Origin of the sequence: Gilliamella sp. B3367 (assembly GCF_026536825.1) — a bacterium.
Taxonomy (GTDB): Bacteria; Pseudomonadota; Gammaproteobacteria; order Enterobacterales; family Orbaceae; genus Gilliamella; species Gilliamella apicola_E.
In genome coordinates, this window is sequence record NZ_JAFNNJ010000004.1 from 36709 (window position 1) to 57596 (window position 20888).

Genomic DNA, 20888 nt, shown 5'->3' on the forward strand with positions numbered 1-20888 from the left:
AATTAATACTGTTGTAAAGAAACCATCGCCCTGCAATATCCATTGATGTAATTAATATAGCAACAAGTAACGTATTAGTAATATTTCTCGAATTGACCTGATTAATTGAATATTTATAAAATAATACTATGGAAAATACAAATACAACAATTGAGCTTGGTATTTGGTAATAGAAGTTGATTAATACTTGCTTAGTTAAATTTTTAATAAGTTGATTACTTGTCATATTTGACAGTAAAAAATAATCATCAAATCCAGTGAAATAGACAACAATATATAAAATATTAAATAACCAATAAAATAAAACTAATAATAGTGGTAATTTAAAAAAATTCCTTTCCAATTTCATTTTTATACCTATATTTTATTTATTTCTGAAATTAGCCTAAGTTTGAATTTTGTGTTTACCTCGCTATAAGCAAAATTTTTAATCGAGTTAATACGTTGCATTGCCATTTGCCACTGCTGAAATTCTGGCTCAATTTCAAAATTCTTATTTATTAATATTTCATTTATTTGAATAAGTAACTGTTTATAATAAGTTAAATCATTATTTTCTAAAGCATATTCTTCATTTTGTTGCCAAAAGTTTAGTAGGCTTGGCAAATCCTGCTCTATTTGTGGAGAATAAACGCTAGGAGTAAGAGGTACATTGAGAAATAAGCGATATCCTCGCGAAGCCTTACTCTGAGAAAACAGATGTAAGCTAAAGCGACTTAATTCAACCGCAAAGTTGATCAAATCTTGTTTATTACCCTGTTTTATCTCAAGCTCAACTTCTTGTATTGGTTTAGATTGTCCGTTTGAGGTAATGCTGCCTATATCTAAAGCAACTTCTATTTCACTATTGGCAAATGATATCAACCAAGTTTGACGTTTAAAATTAGTCGTAAAAAGTGGATTTAACTGGATTAAACCATCAGGTAATGCCTCTTTGGGCAGCACACTTAAATCTAATTTGTCATTAGGTAAAGGCCGATTAATTTCAATTCGTTCGTGTAAGCCACTCACAGAATTACCCTTTGATTTGACGGTAATTTCATAACACTTATTTTGGCCATCTTCAGTACTTCGAATACGCAAACCACAACCATTTTGTCTCAATAAATGATCTTCGGTATCATAATAAGTATTAGTTAATTTTAGTTGATTGGTTAAATTTTTTTGTGATGAAAATTCTACTTCATCACAATAAACCCATTGATTTAAATAACTTTGTAAGTGTTCTATATCACTTTGATTGATTTGAAACTTTAATTCAATTTCGTTACTCATTTGTCTGTTTTCATTATTTATTTTGCCATATGATATACCGATTAGGCTAACAAATATAGGCTATCATCAACTATAATATGATTAAAGCTATAGCGACATTCAGGATGATAAATAAACAAGATAAAATAATTAATACTTTATAGGTAAAAGTGTATAGAAAAAGCAGTAGAAAAGTGGAATTATATAAATTAATTAACTAAACACTTTTTTATAAAACTTATTCTTAATTTTAAACATCACAAGATAACAATCTTGTTTAAATTGTGTGATTTAGGTTAGCTAGTTTTAGCATGGGTATTCCAATAGGTAGGAAAATATCCTATTTATTAGTTAAATTTTAAATAGGATAATAAAAAAATAATTAAGGATAGCTATTTAACAACCCTAAAAGGATTTGCAGGTTTAACATTTTCGGATTGCTTAGTTGCACTTTGTCTTAAGGCTTTGTAGTGTGGTTCATCTTCAAACCCCATCCCTACTCCGTTTTCACGAGCATAAATAGCTTCAATAGCAGCCATTGGCACAACAATATGTTGAGGAACACCAGAAAATCTTGCATTGAATTCAATTTGATCATTATTGGCCAAATACTGTCCTACTGATTGGGGTGCAATATTGAGTACTATCTGATTATCTTTCACAAACTCTTGTGGAACTAATACACCATCAATAGACGTATTCACCACAACATAAGGAGTTAAATCATTATCTAAAATCCAGTCATAAAATGCCCTAAATATATAAGGGCGTCGAGGAGTCATGTCATCAAGTTCCATAACGGCTACCTTGTTTAATTGCTAATCTGTCATTAGATAAAATAAATTTTAAGCTCTAATCTTTCTTTCATCTTCAGTTAAAGAATTTATAAAAGCAGGTCGTTCAAATACACGTGCCATATAAGAAAGATAGTTTTTCTCTGCAACTTTTGGCAATTCAATACCAATCAATGGTAAACGCCATAGTAAAGGAGCAAAATAGCAATCACACAAAGTAAAATCATCACTCATAAAGTAATCTTTTTCTTTGAACATGACAGAAATAGAAACTAAGTCATCAAGTAAGTTTTTACGAGCCTCTTTAGCTTTACTACTATCAGGATCTTTTAAGATCGTTTCGTAGGCGCTATACCATTCTTTTTTAATGCGATACATTGTTAAGCGGGAATTAGCTCTAACAATTGGGTATACCGGCATTAATGGCGGGTGAGGAAAACGTTCATCTAAATACTCTAATGCAATATGTGTTTCATAAAGAGTTAGATCACGATCAATTAAGGTAGGGATTGAACCATACGGATTAAGATCCAATAATTCTTGAGGTAAAGTATTTGATGTAACAAACTCGATCTCAGCTGTTACCCCTTTTTCTGCCAGCACAAAACGAATCTGATGGCCGTAAATGTCAGTTGTATCACAAAATAATGTCATCACAGAACGTTTATTAACAGCAACAACCATGTTCACTCCAAATATGCGAAATTTTAATTAAGTTTAAATATGGTTACTATTCTAGCAAATTGGATAACAAATTTGTTAAAAAAAATATATTTTCTTTTTGTTTTTTCGAAGAATAATCATTTTTGTACGTTTATTAATTTCAATAAAGTAAGAGAAAGATAACAAAGATTATTATTATCTATTTGAATAAATTATAATTTAATAAAAATAAAATAAATATTACTGCAGTTAGTTTAGAATTATATAGCGATAAAAAAAACCCAGCATAGGCTGGGTTTCGAAACAAATTTGTAACGTTGCAATTAACGTTTGCTGAATTGTGGACGACGACGTGCTTTGCGTAGACCCACTTTTTTACGTTCAACTTGACGTGCATCACGAGTAACAAAGCCCGCTTGACGTAATGAAGAGCGTAAAGTTTCATCATATTCCATTAATGCACGAGTAATACCGTGACGAATCGCACCCGCTTGACCTGAAATACCACCACCTTTAACTGTGATGTAAAGATCAAGTTTGTCAGTCATTTCAACTAACTCTAAAGGTTGCATAACAACCATACGAGCAGTATCACGACCAAAGTATTGCTCTAATGAACGTTTGTTAATAATGATATTTCCACTACCTGGTTTAATAAACACGCGAGCAGCAGAACTTTTGCGGCGACCTGTACCGTAATATTGATTATCAGCCATCTTCTATCCCCTTAAATATCTAATACTTGCGGTTGTTGTGCCGCATGATTGTGCTCACTACCAGCATAAACTTTTAGTTTACGGTACATTGCACGACCAAGAGGACCTTTCGGTAACATGCCTTTTACAGCAATTTCGATGACTTGTTCAGGATGACGTTCAATCATTTCTTTAAAAGTCGCTTCTTTAAGTCCACCGATGTAACCAGTATGACGATAATAGATTTTATCAGTGCGTTTTTTGCCTGTTACAGCAACTTTTTCTGCATTGATAACGATAATATAGTCACCTGTATCAACATGTGGTGTATATTCTGCTTTATGTTTACCACGCAAACGGCTTGCGATTTCAGTAGCTAAACGACCTAACGTTTTACCTGCTGCATCTACAACATACCAGTCGCGTTTAACTGTTTCTGGTTTAGCTGAAAAAGTACTCATTTGTATTTATCCAAATTTTAATTAATCTCACGTTAATAAATCATTTGATTTATTTACACTTTTTGATTGCAACTATTAACTAACTAACCCCTTCGAGTCGTTATACTAATACTGACAACCGAAAACAGCGTTGGGAAAAACACTGTTGTAACGTGGGTGGCAATATTATACAGAAATATTAAAAAAGCGCTAGGATTTATGATAAAAAAAGCGTAGCGAGAAAAAACAGTAACTGCTACACTTTTAACTAATATTAAATAACACGATAAAAATTGATGGAAAACTTAATTCAACTTGCTGAAAAAGATTATATAAGTAAAGGTTTACACCGCAAATGCTATCATCACCCCGATGATCCTAATAAATGTATCAAAGTTAATTATAATGAAGGAGCAGAAGAGGAAACAAACCGTGAAATTGCCTATTATAAGCACCTTATAAATCGCAATATCTCATGGGATGTGCTAGCAAAATATTATGGTCCTGTAATGACTAATTTTGGTCAAGGTCATGTTTTTGAACTTATTCGTGACTATGATGGAAAAATTTCTATTCCATTAGAAAAATATCTGTTCGACGAACAAGCAACTAATCAAAATTATGATGCGTTAGTTGTATCACTCAAAGCATTAAAAACAGCCTTGCTAAAAGATAGAATCATTACTATGACAATCAAGAGTAAAAATATTTTATTTCAGCATTTGTCACCAGAGGAAAATCGCTTAATTATTATTGATAACATTGGTAATTCGACATTTATTCCTATCGCTAACTATGTAGGCTTTTTTGCAAAAGCCAAAATTGAACGCACATGGCAACGATTTTTATCATCACTAATTCGAGAAAATAAGCATAATTCATTAATCACTAAGTTAATTGATGATGTGAATCATTAAGTCTGACTTCGGCAATCGTACCCTTTTGGTCTTGCCGATTTCTTAATGTAAATTGGCCATGATGTAATTTAGTAATACGATTAACAATACTCAAACCGAGCCCTATTCCATCATGTTTACGATCCATTCTGAAAAAGGCTTGGGTTAACTTTTCTGTTTTTGACTCGTCAATACCGCTCCCTTCATCTTTAACGGCTATCACAATTTCTTCAGCATCTTTATAAAAACTAATAGTAATTTTACTTTCATTTGGACTATACCGATAACTGTTTTCAACCAAATTACGAATCAGTAAACGAATCAAAGTCGCATCACCATTAAAAATTATATTATTACCCGTAATTTCCCAATCAATACTTTGTTGTTTCTGTACTGTTAACTCTGTCAATTCATCAAAAAGGGGAATTTGAATATCATCTAGAAAATTAATTTTTTGATACTGACCTAGAGTAAATTTTTGACTTGCTCGAGCAAGCATCAACAGTTGTTCTACGGTATTTACTAAACGATCTATTCGTTCAATTAACTCATGGCAATCTATTTTATCTTTACTTTCTAATAATTCTAGATGTAATCGAATACCTGCTAAAGGTGTTCTCATCTCGTGAGCTACATCTGCTGTAAATAAACGTTCTTGAGATAATGTATTATTAAGCCTTTCAAATAAATTATTTAATACCGTAGTAATTGACTTAATTTCACGCATATTACTGATTGGTTTTATTGGCTTAAGATTATCTTCAGTTCTTTTATTTAAATCTTTTTCAAGTATCTCAAGGGGTTTAGTAATCCATTTAATCGCCTTATAGGCCAAAAATAAAGTTACAACCATCATGGAAAATGCTGAGCAAAATAATGCAAAAATTGCTTCTAATTCTTCATGTTCAACCACTTCATCTATTTTATTTTGACTTAACGTTAAGTTAACTAAAACATCAATTTGCTCTTTACTCTCATGCCATAACCAAAATACTGTAATAATTTGGCAAATTAGCATTATTGCACCCAAAGTAAAAAATAGATTCCAACGGATACTATGTCGAATATTATTCAAAGACTGTTCAATCATAAATTTGCCATTCAATTAATTTTAAAATAATAACTAATTATTAATATTGAGTTGATAGCCATACCCACGCACAGTCTTAATTAAATCTTTTCCTAATTTATTCCTTAAGGCGTGAATATAAACTTCAAGCACATTTGAACTTGGATCACTCTGCCAATCATATAGATCATTTTGTAATAAACTTCGATGCACTTTTTCACCGGCTTTCAACATCAATCTAGATAGTAAAATAAATTCTTTTGGCGTCAATATCACTTCTTGATTATTTAAAGTAGCTTTTTGAAGTTTAATATCTATTGAAATAGGACCATAGTTAACAATATTATCGGCAGTTCCTTGATTTCGACGAATTAACGCTCTTATTCTGGCTAGCAATTCGGTTAAGGCGAAGGGTTTTATTAAATAATCATCTGCACCAAGATCTAAACCTTCAACTCTATCTTCGATAGTATCGCGAGCGGTTAAAATTAGTACAGGAATATCGATATTTCTTTTGCGCCATCGGGTGAGTAACTCTAAGCCATCACAATCAGGTAAACCTAAATCAAGAATAATTAAACTAAACTGTGCAAACTCAATAAGATCCTCAGCTTGCTTGCCATTAGATGCGACTTCACAAACATAGCCATTAGACGTTATCGCGTCATATAAACCTTTTTGTAATAAACTATCATCTTCTACTATAAGAATTTTCATTATAGTGTTACCTAATTTTGATTTAAGAAATGTAACATTTACAACTATTATACGCTTTACTATTTATTTCCCAATGCTTTAAAAATTTAAGTTCATTTTGATAGTTATAATTTAGCGAATAATTATTTAAAACTTTTTGAACGTATAAACCATATCTTTTTGACTAAATAAACAGAGATAAAACTTAACAACATACCCACCAGAATATCCAGTGGCCAATGAACACCTAAGTAGATTCGACTCCAACAAACAAGTAATGCAACAATCGTACATAGATAAGTTATTGCTTTAAATTGCTTTTTATAATTTAGATAAAGTGAGAAGCAAATAGTCCAAATAAAAACAGCGTGCTGACTAGGAAGAGAACTCGTTTTATCGTGATTCAAATAGTTGGTACCAATATTAAGAACAAATGGTCGTGGAGAATAAAATAGATGTCGAATAACAAAGGTTACAAATAAGGCTACAGCCAAACCTAAAGCAATTTTTATGATTAATTGTCTATAAACAGGTTTGAATAAAAAACATATTCCCAATATGACTATAGGAACAAAGATTAAATAATTTGCACAAAATATGGCAAAAAGAATAAATAATTTGGAGGCTTGTTCTTGAGCATTAATTAATAAAAAAAGATGAGTGTTCATATCAAGCAACATACAACGACCTATAAAAACAATATTTAGTTTTAATTTAATCAATAAAGCTTAAAAGAACCTTAAAAAGGATTTTGAACATTTAATAAATGATATTTATCGTTTATTTTTTCGAGTAATCAAATGGTATTTCGGCAATAAAGAGACAGTAAAATCAAGTGCAGCACAAATAATAAAATAAACAACAATCACAAATAAAAATATTTCAGTAGGATAAACCATACTACGATTATTAATTTGGGTAGCAATGAATGTAAATTCTGCAACACCCACTATATAAGCTAAAGACGTATCTTTAATTAATGATACCCATTGATTAACAAATGAAGGCAGCATCATTTTTAATGCTTGAGGAAGAATAACAAAAATGATGACTTGTCTTTTATTTAAACCTAACGAAAAAGCCGCTTGCCACTGTTCTTTAGCAATAGCTACCATTCCCGCATACACGGAATGACCAATATATGCGCCACCAATTAAAGATAAAGCAAAAATAACTGTTGTAATAGCTGGCACATCAACATTCAATAGCACTGGCAACAAAAAATAAGTCCAAAATATCAGCATAATAACGGGAATCGCTCTTAAAAATCCTAATACTACAACTAAAAGTTGACGTAAAAATCCTTTGCAAACAGTTAGACCAATACCAGCGAAAATACCTAAAATAGACGAAAAGATAATAGCAGCTAAGCTCATCAAAAGAGTCAACACAATACCGCCTGGGAAATTACCCCACATTAGGTAATCTAAATTATTCCAAATTACTTCAAAACCTTTAAAATCCATAAAAAATTAGACCCTGTTTAATCGCTTTGATTGGTAAATATTGCCTAGTGTCCCAACAATAACAATGGCTAAAATATATAAAAATGTTGCTATCGCAAAATCCTGAAATGTTTTCAGCGATTCGGTTTCAACTTGACGTGAAACATAAGATAGTTCCAACACCCCAATAGCCATTGTTAAAGAGGAATTTTTGATGATATTCATATATTGACCAATTAACGGAGGAAATGCGATACGAATGCTTTGAGGTAAAATAATAAACCGCATACTTTGCCAACGTGTAAGGCCTAAAGCTAATGATGCTTGTTCTTGACCATTGCTTATTCCCAAAATTCCTGCTCGAAATTCTTCAGCAATAAAAGCGCTGGAGTAACATGTTAATCCAATTAAACCAATAATAAATTCAAAAGAAGGCATTTTTAAAGAGAAAAAAAACAGCTGGATTTGCGGTTCATCAAATAGCCACATTTTAAATTCTACTGGTAACAAATTACCTATACCAAAATACCAGAAAAAAAGCTGCGGTAACAATGGAGAATAACGAAAAATAGCGTTATAACTAATTACAACGCCTTTGATAATTTTGATATGACTTTGTTGAGCAATAACTAGCAAAAAACCAAATATTGTAGAGAGAATGATTGTTAAAACTGAAATAGCGATAGTGACTAAAAAACCATCCCACAACCACCATAAATAACGGGGTTCCAGTAATTGCTCATACATTATTTATTGACCTTTACCTATTTTGAAATCACCACGAGGCATGGCTGAATTTGTATCAGGTCCAAACCAACGGTTATAGATAGTTAACGCTTCACCATCATTTTCAAGCTTTAATAATATTTGGTCAACTTTTTCTTTCAAGCGGGTTTCCCCTTTTGGAATACCTACAGCTTGATATTCTTGAGTTATACTAAATGGAGATATTTCAAAAGCAGCTCGTTGTTCTTCTGGAACATTAGCAAGTAAACCAATTAACTTTGCGTCATCTTGAGTAATAGCTTGTACAACACCATTGCGTAATGCTGCAAAAGCAAAAGGTGTATCATCATATGAGATTACTTTAGCAGTTGGGTACTTCTCACGTAGAGTAATTTCCATCACTGTACCTTTATCGGCACCTATACGAAGATTTTTAAGATCATCTGCTGTTTTTAGGAATCCTTTTTTAGCTACAAACTTCTGGCCAGTAGCAAAATAAGGCAAACTAAAATCGACTGTTTTAGCTCGTTCATCAGTAACCGTAAAGTTTGCAACAATCAGATCTGCTTTTTGTGAGGTTAGTAAAGGAATACGGTTGGCCGGATTAGTTGGAACTAGTTCGACTTTTACATTCAATGCTTTAGCAATTTCATTGGCATAATCAACATCAAGCCCAGCAATTTTATTAGTTTTTTCATCAATAAATCCAAACGGAGGATTACTATCAAAAACAGCTATCTTGATCTCCCCTCGTTTTTCAATATCATCCAAACGATCGGCGTAGGCTGAATTGATACCTAACAAGACCGTAAATAGTGCTGCAGCTGTTAATGATTTAGTTAAAAATTTCATATCGACTCCCAAAAAATGAAGGACTGGTTTATATATATCAAGTCTATCAATAAAGAATCGTATGGATAAATAACAAATGTTTACATGGTTATAACTTATAGTTATATTGAATTATGATACATATCAGATACGTTGAAAATACATAAAAGTTTTAACTAAAAAAGCAAGCTCAGTAACTGAACTTGCTTTGGCTTACTTGTTGGATGTTTTAGTAAATGATAATTGAATTTAAATAATATCTATGGGAACTTTAAATACAGCTTTTCGTACTTTTTGTGGAACATTAATCATACACAAAGCCTGATGGGCTTCACCAGGTGCAAAAGTAACAAAATCTCCTTCAGTTAAATAAATAGCATTATTTATTTTAGGATTTTCCAAAATATACAAATCAGGTTTTTTCTCATAGCAAGGTTCATTACTAGAATCAATCAAACTGTAACGAATGATTTCTTCACCTTCTAAGATCATTTGAATATCTAAAAATAGCTTATGGAACTCTGTATGTCGCTCTTGCTCAGGCGAAGTATAAGAATCACCGACATTATAAAACCACCTTTCTCCTTTTAGTTGATATTTACCATCAGGTAAAGTCTTTAGATATTCAAAGCTAGCCTCTGGTCGAGCTAAAATACTATATAACGACTTAGGTAGTGTTGCTAAATGTAGAAATTTTGTATTACCAGCAATCATTTCCAATCTCCCTTTGCCAGTTTACTTTTTAAAATTTAAGCCCTTTAAATTTGCTAGAACTTATTATTAATAGTGGACTTAACCCAATCCTCTTCAACCAAAACATATTTAATTGCCATTCTAAAATAGGTATAGGCAATGTGTAACTTACCATCTAAGCCTTGTTTGATACTTGGATATGAAAACTCTCGATTAAGATTGTCTTTTGAATTATTTGACATACAGTAACCATCACCTTCATCCAAATTTCGAATATAGGGCCATGTTTTACCATTATCAGTGGAAATTGCTAACGACATAGGCGCTCTAGGAGCACCCCAGAAAGCATTTTTTTGCCCATCAAGAATTTTTGCTTCTTCTTTATGTGCACTGCTTTCATCTTCTATTTCATCATAAAGAGACACTCGCCTTTCTTTGGCATCTTTGGCACTTGAATTATTAAACACTAAGGCAATATGTCCATTATCTAATACAGTGGCTTGAATTGATGAATTATTATTAGGTAAAATGGTAGCAATTGGTTTTGTCCACGTATAGCCACCATCTGTTGATCTACTTTCATAAATATAATCAGCCCAACGACTTCGAAAAATAGCATACAAAGAGTTATCTTTTAGCATTAAGATATTCATATGCACACAACCTAGGCTTTCAGGAACATCAATATTTGACCATGTCTTACCTTTATCTTTAGAAATCATCACACCGCTAGTGTCATAACTTCCAACCCACTTTTCACCGGGTTTTGCAATACAGTAAAAAACTGGCAATAACCAATCCCCGTTTGGCATAACAGTAATAGGCTGGCGAATAAAAATACCTTTATTGGGGTCTTCCAATAATGTTTCAATCGGCCCCCAGGTTTCTCCATAATCTAGTGATTTTCGATAACGGACAATCGCAGTATCTTGGTTTCCTGAAATTTGCGCAGTATACAAAATCCATAGAACATTATCAGGATCTAAAAAGAATAATGGATTTTGTTCAGATCGTGTTGGATCGTCTGAAAGTTTAACCGCTTTTGTCCATGTATCACTTCCTTTTTTCAATCTAGAATAATACGCAGAAATGTCAGGAATCCCTTCTTGTGTTCCTCCAAACCAAGTGCAAAGTAGATCACCGTTTGGCAATTGCAACAAATTTGCTGCATGATTTTGCACACATTCGGTCGGCAAATATGCATCAACACGTTTTGTATCATCAGTGTTTTTACATAATCGGCCTGAACAATCTAATCTTACTTTTGTCATTCCGTTATCTCCTTATAAATTATCCGCTTTCACTTTAGTTTTTACAAAAGGACTGATTAGCACTTTGTCTAATAACATAATTAATGCAGGTGAAATTAATGCTACATACATGTTATTAATACCAAACGGATCACCGCAGTAGAACCAAAGAGACGTTATAATTGCAGCACCAACTAAAGCCATATTTGCAGCTCGTGTACTATTTAAAAATGGTAGATAGAAGGCTATCATTGCCACAATGGTAATTGATAATCGAATTGCTCTTGTGAAGAATGATAATTTCAGAACTTCAGGGAAAGCAAGTACAAGTAATAATGGAGCAAAACCAACAATAACCGAAATAATTTTTGTTGCTTTAAATTCTTTTTCTGCTGTTGGCTTACAGTAAGGAACATAGAAATCTTTAACAATTAAAGAAGCTATTGCTAATGCCACTGTACTAACACTGATAAAAATTGAAGCAACTAATGATGTAGTAATAATGCCTGCCATGATAGGATTCATATCTTGAATAAATACAGGTAATGCATATAAACTTTTGATTTCAGGGTGAAGGAATTTTGCACAAACACCGATAATAGCTATTGCTATCGCAATTGGTAAGCAGAAAAAGAAAGCATACCAACAAGCTCTTTTAGCTGATTTAGCATCTTTAGTTGATGATATAGCTTGAATAACAAATTGTGTACAGAATATTGAACCTATAGTACCAATTAACCAGGCGAAAATTGTACTTGCTCCGATTGAACCATCCCAAGTCCAATAATGAGGTGGCATTTGTTCAATCATAGGACCAAAACCACCGGTAAGATAAAGCGCCGTTCCTAAAATAAATAACACACCAAAATATTTAACGGCGCTATGAATAATTGTTACATAAGCCACACCTTTCAATCCACCAAAAGCGAAATAAAATGTACTTACCACTGCAGTAATAAGAGCAGCAACAGGTAAAGAGATTTGGAGCACAGTAGAAATAGCTGCAGCTCCACTAATATAATTTCCAACATTTACTAGTGTTAATGCATAAATCATTATTAGAGAAATTAAATTCTTAGTTGAGTTACCATATTTTTGTGCAATAGCACCAGAAATAGTGATTTCTCCAGTGTTATAAATTTTTTTAACTAATATCAAGCCAAATAATGGAAACCCTATTGCAGCACCTATAACTGACCATGACGCTGCAATACCATTATCAAATGCAGACTGAGCTGTTCCTATAGTTGACTTCGCACCAATATACTCAGTCATCAATAAAATACCTACAACAATTGCAGGTACAGCTCGAGACCCTTCCATGAAATCACTATTGTTTTTACTTCTTAAAAAATAAGTCATCCATGAGGTAGCTAATATGTAGAGAACCACAATACTAATTATTATTATTGTGTCCATCGTTCCAAAATAATGCATAAATCACCTTTCATCTTTAATATAATTACAATGTAAATATTTGTTATAGTTTTTTAATAATATTTTTAATTGTTGCTATATGTTCATCAGAGAACATAACTGGATAACGACTTACACCAACATCTTCGCCCATTAAAGTTAATGCTTTCTTCACAGCTGCTGGTGAAAATACTGTTGCATACAAATTTTTTCTTAAATCCCCAACGGCATCTTGAGCAGCTTTAGACTTAGCTAAATCACCCTCTTTAAAATTTCTCCAAATGGCATTGATATAACCCGGAGCTACATTTGCGAGTCCTGAAATAGATCCAACAGCCCCACCAACAAAACCTTGATAAATGAGCGAATCTGGCCCTGTTAATACATCAAATCCATCTATGTTGTTAGCTACATCAAGAAAAGCTTGTAAGCTTTCTGCACTACCTGCACTATCTTTAATACCTAAAATATTGGGATGTTCAGCTAATTTGGCTGCTGTTTCAGGTTGAATTGTGTTACCAGTTCTGGCGGGGATATTGTATAAAAAGACGGGAACAGTAAGAGCGTCAGCAATAGCCGTGTAGTGATAAATTAGCTCTTCTTGTTTAACTGGTATAAAATAAGGTGCTATGACTGATACAGCATCAACACCTAATTTCTCTATCTCTTTGCCTAATTTGATTGTTTCACGTGTTGAGATTTCCCCAATATGAGCCATAACTGGTGAACGGCCAGCAACTTCATCAACACAAACTTCAGTCACTTTAATTTTTTCTTGAGTACTTAATACAAAAAACTCACCATTAGTACCATTACAAAAAACACTGTTACCATTAGTTAATTGACGTTGAACTTGTTTACGCATTCGTTTTGGACAAAAATCACCGTTATCATCAAATGTAGTCACGATAGCAGTTAAAATCCCTTCTATTTTTTTTCTCATAATATTTACTCCTAATAGCCAAAGTTTCTATAAAAGCGATTGATAAATAGCTAATACATCTTCTTTGGAAACTTGCTTTGGCACGTTATTCATTAAACGTTTCACATCAAGAGCTGCATCAACTAAATAAGGTAAGTCATCTGGTGAAATATTAAGTTCTTGTAATTTACTAGGTAATGCTAAACGTTTTACTAATTCTCTAAAGTAGTTAACTAAAGCATGCGATTTTTCTTCTGCGGTTAAGGTTCGAACGGCATCAGGTAAAAGATCATAGGCTTGAGCAAATTTATCAACGACTGCATCTCGAATAAATTCCATACAAGGTACAAGTAAAATTGCATTAGCAACTCCATGAGGGATATGGTATTTACCACCAAGTGGGTAAGACATAGCATGAACTAAATGAGTACCAGCATGAGCAATAGCGGCACCACCACAATAAGAAGCCCAAAGCATATTTAATTTTGCTTCTATATCAGTGATATCATTAACTGATTTTTCGAGTGAATTGAATAGCTTTTCCATACCTATCAAAGCATAATTATCACCAACCGAATTAGAGATACTGGCTGTAAAGCACTCTATTAGGTGGCATAAAGCATCTATACCTGTTGAAGCAGCAATATGCTTTGGCATTGACGTTGTTAATTCAGGTGCTAAACAAACATAATCAGGTAACATGACGGGAGAAATAATACCCTGCTTGGTCATTTTTTCAGGTATAGCTAGAATCGCATTTGGTGTTGCTTCTGATCCTGTACCGGCTGTAGTCGGTATCAATACAGAAGTACACCGCTTAATTGGTTTTTGCCCATCTAATAATTGTTCAAGAGTAATATTGGAATCTTTAACGCATAAAACAGAAATCAATTTAGCTACATCAAGTACACTTCCACCACCTACACCTATTACAAGATCAGCATTAGATACCTTCATTTTATTAAGTAAGTTAGTTACATCCTGATGGCTTGGTTCCGGCGGAATATCATCAACTATGCTTACTAAAGCAACATTTTCTTGCACTTTTTTGATGATTTCTTTTGTTACGGATAAATTAATAATATTTTGATCTGTTATAAACAGAACATGCTTACGATCTTTAAATAAAAAATGAAGATCTTTTAAAACTCCTTGTCCACTAAGAATTGTGCTATTTATATGCATAACCATCTCCAACAAACGCCCCAAAAATGACAATTAAAAATCATATTGATTTCATTTAATCACTAAATATTAATTTATGTTTGCATTTTGATCAAATTGAATATGAAAAACTATGATCAAGATCACATTATGCAACTTTTGATTTATTTTAATCATAATAATTGTTTTTTTTAATAAAGAATATGTATAATCAGAAAACTGGAATTATTTATAATTAAGAGTTCTTAATGATTAAGTTGATTATTGCTGATGACTTCACCGGTTCTAATGACGCTGGAGTTCAATTAGTAAACAAAGGATTGGTAGTTGATGTAATTTTCAATTGGGAAGAAGCCAACTTATCAGAAAAACATAGTTTTCAAGAAAGTAAAAATAATAATGTTATAGTCGTGAATACTGAAAGTCGCGCCGTTACAGATAAAGAAGCTCAAAGAAGAATACAAAAAGTTATTATTAATAATCCTGACGTTAAGCAAATTTATAAGAAAATTGATTCTACTTTACGAGGAAATATTGGTACTGAAATAGCCACGCTATTGGATAATTTTAAAAATAAAGTTGCATTGGTTGTTCCTGCATATCCCAATATGAATCGTACGACAATAAATGGAAATTGTTACATAAATGGAATTGAATTAATTAATACTGAATTTGCTAGTGACCCTAAAACGCCTGTTTACTCATCAAATATAAAAGATTGTATTGAACAACAAACAAAATATTCATGTGTAGAGGTCAATTTAGATCAAGTAAGAAATTATAAGTTAAAAGAACATATTGAAAATGCTATCAATAATGGTAAAAAAATGATTGTTGTTGATGCTGAAACAAACGGTGATTTGCAATGTATAGTTGAACAAATCTTACCATTACAAGAGAAATTATTACTAGTTGGATCAGCTGGTTTGATTGATTTTTTACCAATAATTCATCAAGAAAAAAATACAACTAACCCCAGGATAAGTACTCATCCATTATTAGTCATAGCGGGTTCAATGAGTGAAAAGACACAACAACAAATAAATTATACGGTTAATCAGAAAGATAATTGGGTAATTTTTGATATAAATATTACAGAGTTATTACCACATATATCATTATTTACATTAACCCAATTAACAAAAAAGATTCAATCACAACTAGATTATCAAAAACATTGCATAGTCAGAACAAGTTCTAATATAGACGATCGTTATAAAGTTGAAGATTATTGTAAGGAATATAACTTAACTCGAGAACAACTTGGTGAACATATCTGTCAATCTTTAGGTCAATTAGTCAATCGGCTACAGTTTAAAAATCTATTTTTGACTGGTGGAGATGTAGCGATAGCTATAGCCAAGTCTTTAGGGGCTATAGGGTTTAGAATTGAAGGACAAGTAAGTCCTGGTGTACCTTATGGTCAATTAATAAGTAACAAACCTATAAAATATCGTGTATTTACCAAAGCTGGAGGCTTTGGTTCAAATGATATTTTTTTAAAAACATTAGAATTTATTTAAAGGAGAAATACGATGTCAAAAATCGTAGCGATAACAATGGGGGATCCAGCTGGTATTGGACCAGAAATTATTGTAAAAGCTCTACAATCAGAAGCACTTAAAAATATACATTCTGTTGTAGTTGGTTCTGCTGAAGTTCTGAAAAAGCAATTAAAAATGGGGTTATTTACTAATGTTTCAATTAATGTGATTGAACAAGTTAGTAATGCTATTTTTCAACCTAATATTATTAATGTCATTGATATAAAGTTAGATGATATTGATTCTCTAAAACCTGGTATGATTCAACCGCAAGCTGGTGATTTGGCTTACCGATGTGTGAAAAAGGCGACTGAGCTTGCTTTAAGCGGCGAAGTTTCAGCTATTGCCACCGCACCATTAAATAAAGAAGCCTTACATTCTGCTGGGCATATGTATCCAGGTCATACCGAATTATTAGCAAAATTAACTGATAGCAAAGATGTAGCAATGGTGCTTTATACCGATTCACTTAAAGTCATCCATGTCACAACCCATGTCTCATTACGTAAATTCTTAGATACCTTAAACAGTGAACGCATTGAAAAAGTAATTAAAATTGCTGATAATTTCCTTAAAAAAATTGGGATTAAGCACCCTAGAATTGCCGTTGCAGGCGTTAATCCTCATGCTGGTGAACATGGTTTGTTTGGTGATGAAGAGATTAAAATTGTTACTCCCGCTATCGAAAAAATGCGCCAATACGGAATTGACGCCATTGGACCATGTGCACCAGATACTGTATTTTTACAAGCACACCAAGGCAAATTTGATATAGTCGTGGCTATGTATCACGATCAAGGTCATATTCCACTTAAGTTATTAGGATTTTATGATGGTGTAAATATTGCAGCTGGTTTACCTTTCATTCGCACATCCGCTGACCACGGAACCGCCTATGATATTGCTTGGCAAGGTGTCGCAAAACCAGATAGTATGATAGAATCAATCCGATTAGCGGAACTGTTATCTAATTAAGTAAAATAAAAGAGGAGTTTTCAGTGGGAAAATACAATCGACTAGATCAAATCATGGACTATTTAAAAATTCATAATCTAGTGACAGTCGAAGATTTAGTTATTGCTACTGAAGCCTCTCCAGCGACTATTCGTCGTGACTTAATCAAATTAGATCAGCAAGGTGTCATTAGTCGAACACATGGAGGCGTGACACTAAACCGTTTTATTCCAAATCAACCCACTACTTTCGAAAAAATTCACAAAAATTTTAATGAAAAACAACTTATAGCAGATGTAGCTGCAAAGCTAATAAAACCTGGTGACTCAATCGCTCTTGATGCCGGTACGACGACATTAGAAATAGCAAAAAGAATTACGCAAATGCCAGTTAGGGTCATTACATCTGACTTACATATCGCGCTATTTTTGTCTGAATTTAAACAAATTGAAGTCACAATAATTGGTGGGAAAATTGATGACAGTAGCCAATCTTGCATCGGTGAACATGGTCGCTCTTTGCTTTTACAAATTAATCCTGACATATCCTTTGTTAGTTGTAACTCTTGGAGCTTAAGTAAAGGTGTAACAGCACCAACTGAAGATAAAGCATTAATAAAATCTAGCTTTGCCGAGAAGGCAGATAAAGTTGTTCTTGTTGCAGATAGTAGTAAATATAATACTTATTCTTTATTTACGTCTATACCTCTAAACCGCTTTACTGACATTATTACTGATAATCATCTTGATACAGAATCCGTACAAGCTCTTCAAAATCAAACATTTAAATTACATATTGCCAAATAATATATTCCACTAATAAGAGATCACCAATGGAATGACTTTATTTGTAGTATTAGCTTTATTGAAAATAATTATCCCACTGATCACTATATTTTTGTCTACATTGATTGTCTAACTTTTGTTAAACTTATCTTACAAGCACTTTGAACCGTGACATATTGTATAGATGCTAACTGTTTCTGCCACGTTAGATATTTCTGTTAATCCCGATTAAAATAAACCTCAGATAGCAATCCATTACATATTTAATGGGCAATAAATTAACCACTGAGTTTGTTACTTAATTAATCTGACATAAACTTTAATCGAAATATTTGTCCGCTTTCATCTAATAATAGCAAACGATGAACACCTTTTTTAGCAATAGTTAAGGCCACTTTTTCATTATCTTTAGAATTAGCAACTAAGTTTCCATCTAAAAACCACCATTTTTCCCCATATCCACCCTCTGGAGTTAAATCAACTGTGACTTGATGACTTCCTGGTAATGCTCTAATCAATTGTTTATCACGTAAACCTACGATATTGAGTGAAGCAAAAACATCTTGTCCCATTACAGGGCAACTTTTATCAATTGGTGGTAATAGAGTCCGCCTTTTCTCTTTTGTTAACAAAAAGTTTTCTAATGATACTGGCCATAGGGCAAGTTGTTTTTTTTGTGCTCCGGGACAATCAGCAGCAACACGTTCACCTCGTTCATTTACCCAAATCGTTATCCACCCAGAACGATAGATATTATTTTTTAGTTCACCATAGGTACTTAGTGTTGGCGGTGTCATATTGTTTAAAACCCATGCGGTCTTTTGACGGTGACAATTTACATCAGATTCCGGAAGAGGTTGCCCTAATGGCCAACAAATTTTCGTAGAAGATACTGATGCTGGTTTTTCATAAGTAGTAAGTGGACGATTTAAACGATTTTCTCTATTTAATAAAATTGAATTAACATGTTGTAAAATTGGCATGGCAGACATTGAACCATATTGCCCAACAACGGGAGTGCCATCAGGACGCCCTACCCAAACGCCAATTAAATATCTTGGATTGATACCAACTGCCCAAGCATCCCGATAGCCATAACTGGTTCCTGTTTTATAAGCTAATAGATTACTATTAATTAACATTTGTCTTGTTATCCAAGCACTACCATCAGAAATAAAGGGTTTATTAATCAATGGCTCTTTTTGAGTAAAGCGCAATGGACTCACTTCGCCATGCCTAGCAAATGCACTATATGCACTAACAAGATTATCCATCCTTAATGAAGCACCACCTAATATATAGGAGATATTAGGTTCATTGCCTATCGAAGATAAAGGTAACCCAATACCAGCCAATTTACCTGCAAATCGTTTTGGGCCATATAACTCAATTAATTGAACCGCTGGTAAATTTAATGATTTACTTAATGCGTCAGACACACTAACCGGCCCATAGAAACCATCATCGAAATTGGTCGGACGATAATCGGTAGTAATACGAGGAACATCTTGCAACAGCGATTCAGAATGAATCATACCTTCATCAAGAGCAAGCGCATAAATAAAAGGTTTTAGTGTAGAGCCAGGAGAACGTAACGCACTAATCATATCAACTTGGCCAAAACGTTCATTGTCATTAAAATCAGCTGAACCGACATAACCTTTTACTGTCATATCAGTATGATCGACTACTAGAATAGCCAATGATGTTTTAGGCGGTAGTTGTTTCACACGATTGATGGCTAAATCTTCTAAATTATATTGAATTGAAACATCAATAGTGGAATGAATAATATCCTCATTAGGGTATTTATTTTTTAAACGATAAGCCAGTAAGGGAGCCACTTGTGGTGCTTTTCGTGGATATACCCAAACCTCATCGCGTCGAACGGTTTCGATTAAATCATTTGACCATACTTTATATTCTGCCAATCGGTCTAATACTTTATCACGAGCTTGTTTGGCTCTTTCAGGAAATCGGTCGGGTCGTAATCGACTTGGGGCTTGAGGCAACACTGCTAATAATACTGCCTCACTTCTTGTTAACTCTTTGGGCTGTTTACCAAAATAAGACCAACTTGCCGCCCCAATACCTTCTATTGTGCCACCATAGGGTGCGTGGTTAATATATAAAGTTAAGATTTCATCTTTACTATAATGTAATTCAAGCTGGAGGGTTCTAAAGATCTGTTTTAGCTTACCCGTTAGCGTTCGATCGTGTGGATATAATAATCTTGCCACTTGCATAGATATAGTACTACCACCGGAAACGATTTTATCATTTGATATATTTTGCCAAGCTGCACGAAATAAAGAAATCGGATTAATACCAATATGTTCATAAAAATAGCGATCTTCATAATTTAATAAAACTTCAAGATAATAGTCTGGCACTTCATCAAGACTGACTGAATAACGCCAAACACCATTTTGATCAGCAAATCGCCATAATGGCGTTTCATCATCTGCAACAACGGTTTGTGTAGTTTTATTTTGTGAAATAGATAAAGGAAAAAGAGAGTCAGCAATAAAAAAACTACTGCTCAATAAAACTAATAATATCAAAAAAAATTTAAATATTTTATAAAAGCATTTTTTCATTATCTTTATTATGTGACCCAGCCAAATGTATTTATAAATAAAAATTCCGCC

At 33.0% G+C, this 20888-nt stretch carries 21 protein-coding genes; 4 read left to right on the forward strand and 17 right to left on the reverse strand.

Annotated elements, in window-relative coordinates; genetic code table 11:
- Positions 1-357: 357 nt before the first annotated feature.
- From J3U23_RS07520 to rplM, 5 genes are all read right to left on the reverse strand, one after another.
- The gene (locus J3U23_RS07520) at positions 358-1275 is read right to left on the reverse strand and encodes an inorganic triphosphatase (protein ID WP_267330610.1); all 918 of its coding nucleotides are present in this window, start codon (positions 1273-1275) and stop codon (positions 358-360) included.
- A gap of 371 nt (positions 1276-1646) precedes the next feature.
- The gene (locus tag J3U23_RS07525) at positions 1647-2051 is read right to left on the reverse strand and encodes a ClpXP protease specificity-enhancing factor (protein ID WP_081299489.1); all 405 of its coding nucleotides are present in this window, start codon (positions 2049-2051) and stop codon (positions 1647-1649) included.
- A 48-nt stretch (positions 2052-2099) separates the two neighbouring features.
- Positions 2100-2732 (reverse strand): glutathione S-transferase N-terminal domain-containing protein, encoded by a 633-nt coding sequence (locus J3U23_RS07530; RefSeq protein ID WP_065562614.1) that lies wholly within the window; start codon positions 2730-2732, stop codon positions 2100-2102.
- Between the two features lie 302 nt (positions 2733-3034).
- On the reverse strand, positions 3035-3427 hold the full coding sequence (gene rpsI / locus J3U23_RS07535; protein ID WP_065561853.1) for a 30S ribosomal protein S9: 393 nt from the start codon (positions 3425-3427) through the stop codon (positions 3035-3037).
- Between the two features lie 11 nt (positions 3428-3438).
- Positions 3439-3867, reverse strand: coding sequence for a 50S ribosomal protein L13 (gene rplM, locus J3U23_RS07540; RefSeq protein WP_034901369.1), 429 nt, complete (start codon positions 3865-3867; stop codon positions 3439-3441).
- A 275-nt stretch (positions 3868-4142) separates the two neighbouring features.
- Here rplM and J3U23_RS07545 point away from each other — a divergent pair, with 275 nt between their 5' ends.
- Positions 4143-4763, forward strand: a complete 621-nt coding sequence (locus J3U23_RS07545; protein ID WP_065733865.1) for a YrbL family protein — start codon at positions 4143-4145, stop codon at positions 4761-4763.
- Here the strand turns inward: J3U23_RS07545 and pmrB are convergent.
- From pmrB to J3U23_RS07600, 11 genes are all read right to left on the reverse strand, one after another.
- Positions 4735-5832: a two-component system sensor histidine kinase PmrB gene (pmrB, locus tag J3U23_RS07550; protein WP_065733864.1), complete on the reverse strand. Its 1098-nt coding sequence runs from the start codon at positions 5830-5832 to the stop codon at positions 4735-4737. The genes J3U23_RS07545 and pmrB overlap by 29 nt on opposite strands.
- A 33-nt stretch (positions 5833-5865) precedes the next feature.
- Complete coding sequence (gene pmrA / locus J3U23_RS07555; RefSeq protein ID WP_065733863.1) at positions 5866-6528, reverse strand: two-component system response regulator PmrA; 663 nt, start codon at positions 6526-6528, stop codon at positions 5866-5868.
- 122 nt (positions 6529-6650) lie between these two features.
- Positions 6651-7175 carry a phosphatase PAP2 family protein gene (locus tag J3U23_RS07560; protein ID WP_267338926.1) on the reverse strand — a complete coding sequence of 175 codons (525 nt, stop codon included), beginning with the start codon at positions 7173-7175 and terminating at the stop codon, positions 6651-6653.
- A 105-nt stretch (positions 7176-7280) separates the two neighbouring features.
- Entirely contained in the window at positions 7281-7973 is a 693-nt protein-coding gene (locus J3U23_RS07565) for an amino acid ABC transporter permease (protein ID WP_065561858.1), read from the reverse strand.
- 6 nt (positions 7974-7979) lie between these two features.
- Entirely contained in the window at positions 7980-8699 is a 720-nt protein-coding gene (locus J3U23_RS07570; RefSeq protein ID WP_065733860.1) for an amino acid ABC transporter permease, read from the reverse strand.
- Positions 8700-8702: 3 nt separating this feature from the next.
- The gene (locus tag J3U23_RS07575; RefSeq protein ID WP_267330613.1) at positions 8703-9530 is read right to left on the reverse strand and encodes an ABC transporter substrate-binding protein; all 828 of its coding nucleotides are present in this window, start codon (positions 9528-9530) and stop codon (positions 8703-8705) included.
- 228 nt (positions 9531-9758) lie between these two features.
- A complete protein-coding gene (locus tag J3U23_RS07580) occupies positions 9759-10223 on the reverse strand; it encodes a YhcH/YjgK/YiaL family protein (protein WP_267330614.1) in 465 nt (154 codons plus the stop codon).
- 53 nt (positions 10224-10276) lie between these two features.
- Positions 10277-11473 carry a sialidase family protein gene (locus J3U23_RS07585; protein ID WP_267330615.1) on the reverse strand — a complete coding sequence of 399 codons (1197 nt, stop codon included), beginning with the start codon at positions 11471-11473 and terminating at the stop codon, positions 10277-10279.
- Positions 11474-11485: 12 nt separating this feature from the next.
- Positions 11486-12889 carry a sodium:solute symporter family protein gene (locus J3U23_RS07590; protein WP_267330616.1) on the reverse strand — a complete coding sequence of 468 codons (1404 nt, stop codon included), beginning with the start codon at positions 12887-12889 and terminating at the stop codon, positions 11486-11488.
- 43 nt (positions 12890-12932) lie between these two features.
- Complete coding sequence (locus tag J3U23_RS07595; protein ID WP_267337401.1) at positions 12933-13811, reverse strand: dihydrodipicolinate synthase family protein; 879 nt, start codon at positions 13809-13811, stop codon at positions 12933-12935.
- Between the two features lie 27 nt (positions 13812-13838).
- Positions 13839-14975 carry an iron-containing alcohol dehydrogenase gene (locus tag J3U23_RS07600; RefSeq protein ID WP_267338928.1) on the reverse strand — a complete coding sequence of 379 codons (1137 nt, stop codon included), beginning with the start codon at positions 14973-14975 and terminating at the stop codon, positions 13839-13841.
- A gap of 227 nt (positions 14976-15202) precedes the next feature.
- On the opposite strand from J3U23_RS07600, the gene dtnK reads away from it, so the two are divergent.
- The 3 genes from dtnK to J3U23_RS07615 are packed head-to-tail and all read left to right on the forward strand — an operon-like array spanning position 15203 to position 18258.
- Positions 15203-16477, forward strand: coding sequence for a D-threonate kinase (gene dtnK, locus J3U23_RS07605; protein ID WP_267330619.1), 1275 nt, complete (start codon positions 15203-15205; stop codon positions 16475-16477).
- A 12-nt stretch (positions 16478-16489) separates the two neighbouring features.
- Complete coding sequence (pdxA, locus tag J3U23_RS07610) at positions 16490-17473, forward strand: 4-hydroxythreonine-4-phosphate dehydrogenase PdxA (RefSeq protein ID WP_065733853.1); 984 nt, start codon at positions 16490-16492, stop codon at positions 17471-17473.
- Between the two features lie 23 nt (positions 17474-17496).
- Positions 17497-18258, forward strand: coding sequence for a DeoR/GlpR family DNA-binding transcription regulator (locus J3U23_RS07615; protein WP_141677452.1), 762 nt, complete (start codon positions 17497-17499; stop codon positions 18256-18258).
- 281 nt (positions 18259-18539) lie between these two features.
- Here J3U23_RS07615 and pbpC read toward each other — a convergent pair whose 3' ends face one another.
- Positions 18540-20837, reverse strand: coding sequence for a penicillin-binding protein 1C (pbpC, locus tag J3U23_RS07620; protein WP_416380497.1), 2298 nt, complete (start codon positions 20835-20837; stop codon positions 18540-18542).
- Positions 20838-20888 lie beyond the last annotated feature (51 nt).

Coding starts and splice junctions, on each gene's coding strand:
- J3U23_RS07520 (WP_267330610.1), bottom strand. CDS start 1,275: ATGAGTAACGAAATTGAATTAAAGTTTCAAATCAATCAAAGTGATATA.
- J3U23_RS07590 (WP_267330616.1), bottom strand. CDS start 12,889: ATGCATTATTTTGGAACGATGGACACAATAATAATAATTAGTATTGTG.
- pbpC (WP_416380497.1), bottom strand. CDS start 20,837: ATGAAAAAATGCTTTTATAAAATATTTAAATTTTTTTTGATATTATTA.
- J3U23_RS07595 (WP_267337401.1), bottom strand. CDS start 13,811: ATGAGAAAAAAAATAGAAGGGATTTTAACTGCTATCGTGACTACATTT.
- J3U23_RS07580 (WP_267330614.1), bottom strand. CDS start 10,223: ATGATTGCTGGTAATACAAAATTTCTACATTTAGCAACACTACCTAAG.
- pmrA (WP_065733863.1), bottom strand. CDS start 6,528: ATGAAAATTCTTATAGTAGAAGATGATAGTTTATTACAAAAAGGTTTA.
- J3U23_RS07575 (WP_267330613.1), bottom strand. CDS start 9,530: ATGAAATTTTTAACTAAATCATTAACAGCTGCAGCACTATTTACGGTC.
- J3U23_RS07585 (WP_267330615.1), bottom strand. CDS start 11,473: ATGACAAAAGTAAGATTAGATTGTTCAGGCCGATTATGTAAAAACACT.
- rpsI (WP_065561853.1), bottom strand. CDS start 3,427: ATGGCTGATAATCAATATTACGGTACAGGTCGCCGCAAAAGTTCTGCT.
- J3U23_RS07600 (WP_267338928.1), bottom strand. CDS start 14,975: ATGCATATAAATAGCACAATTCTTAGTGGACAAGGAGTTTTAAAAGAT.
- rplM (WP_034901369.1), bottom strand. CDS start 3,867: ATGAGTACTTTTTCAGCTAAACCAGAAACAGTTAAACGCGACTGGTAT.
- pdxA (WP_065733853.1), top strand. CDS start 16,490: ATGTCAAAAATCGTAGCGATAACAATGGGGGATCCAGCTGGTATTGGA.
- pmrB (WP_065733864.1), bottom strand. CDS start 5,832: ATGATTGAACAGTCTTTGAATAATATTCGACATAGTATCCGTTGGAAT.
- J3U23_RS07565 (WP_065561858.1), bottom strand. CDS start 7,973: ATGGATTTTAAAGGTTTTGAAGTAATTTGGAATAATTTAGATTACCTA.
- J3U23_RS07570 (WP_065733860.1), bottom strand. CDS start 8,699: ATGTATGAGCAATTACTGGAACCCCGTTATTTATGGTGGTTGTGGGAT.
- J3U23_RS07560 (WP_267338926.1), bottom strand. CDS start 7,175: ATGAACACTCATCTTTTTTTATTAATTAATGCTCAAGAACAAGCCTCC.
- J3U23_RS07545 (WP_065733865.1), top strand. CDS start 4,143: ATGGAAAACTTAATTCAACTTGCTGAAAAAGATTATATAAGTAAAGGT.
- dtnK (WP_267330619.1), top strand. CDS start 15,203: ATGATTAAGTTGATTATTGCTGATGACTTCACCGGTTCTAATGACGCT.
- J3U23_RS07530 (WP_065562614.1), bottom strand. CDS start 2,732: ATGGTTGTTGCTGTTAATAAACGTTCTGTGATGACATTATTTTGTGAT.
- J3U23_RS07525 (WP_081299489.1), bottom strand. CDS start 2,051: ATGGAACTTGATGACATGACTCCTCGACGCCCTTATATATTTAGGGCA.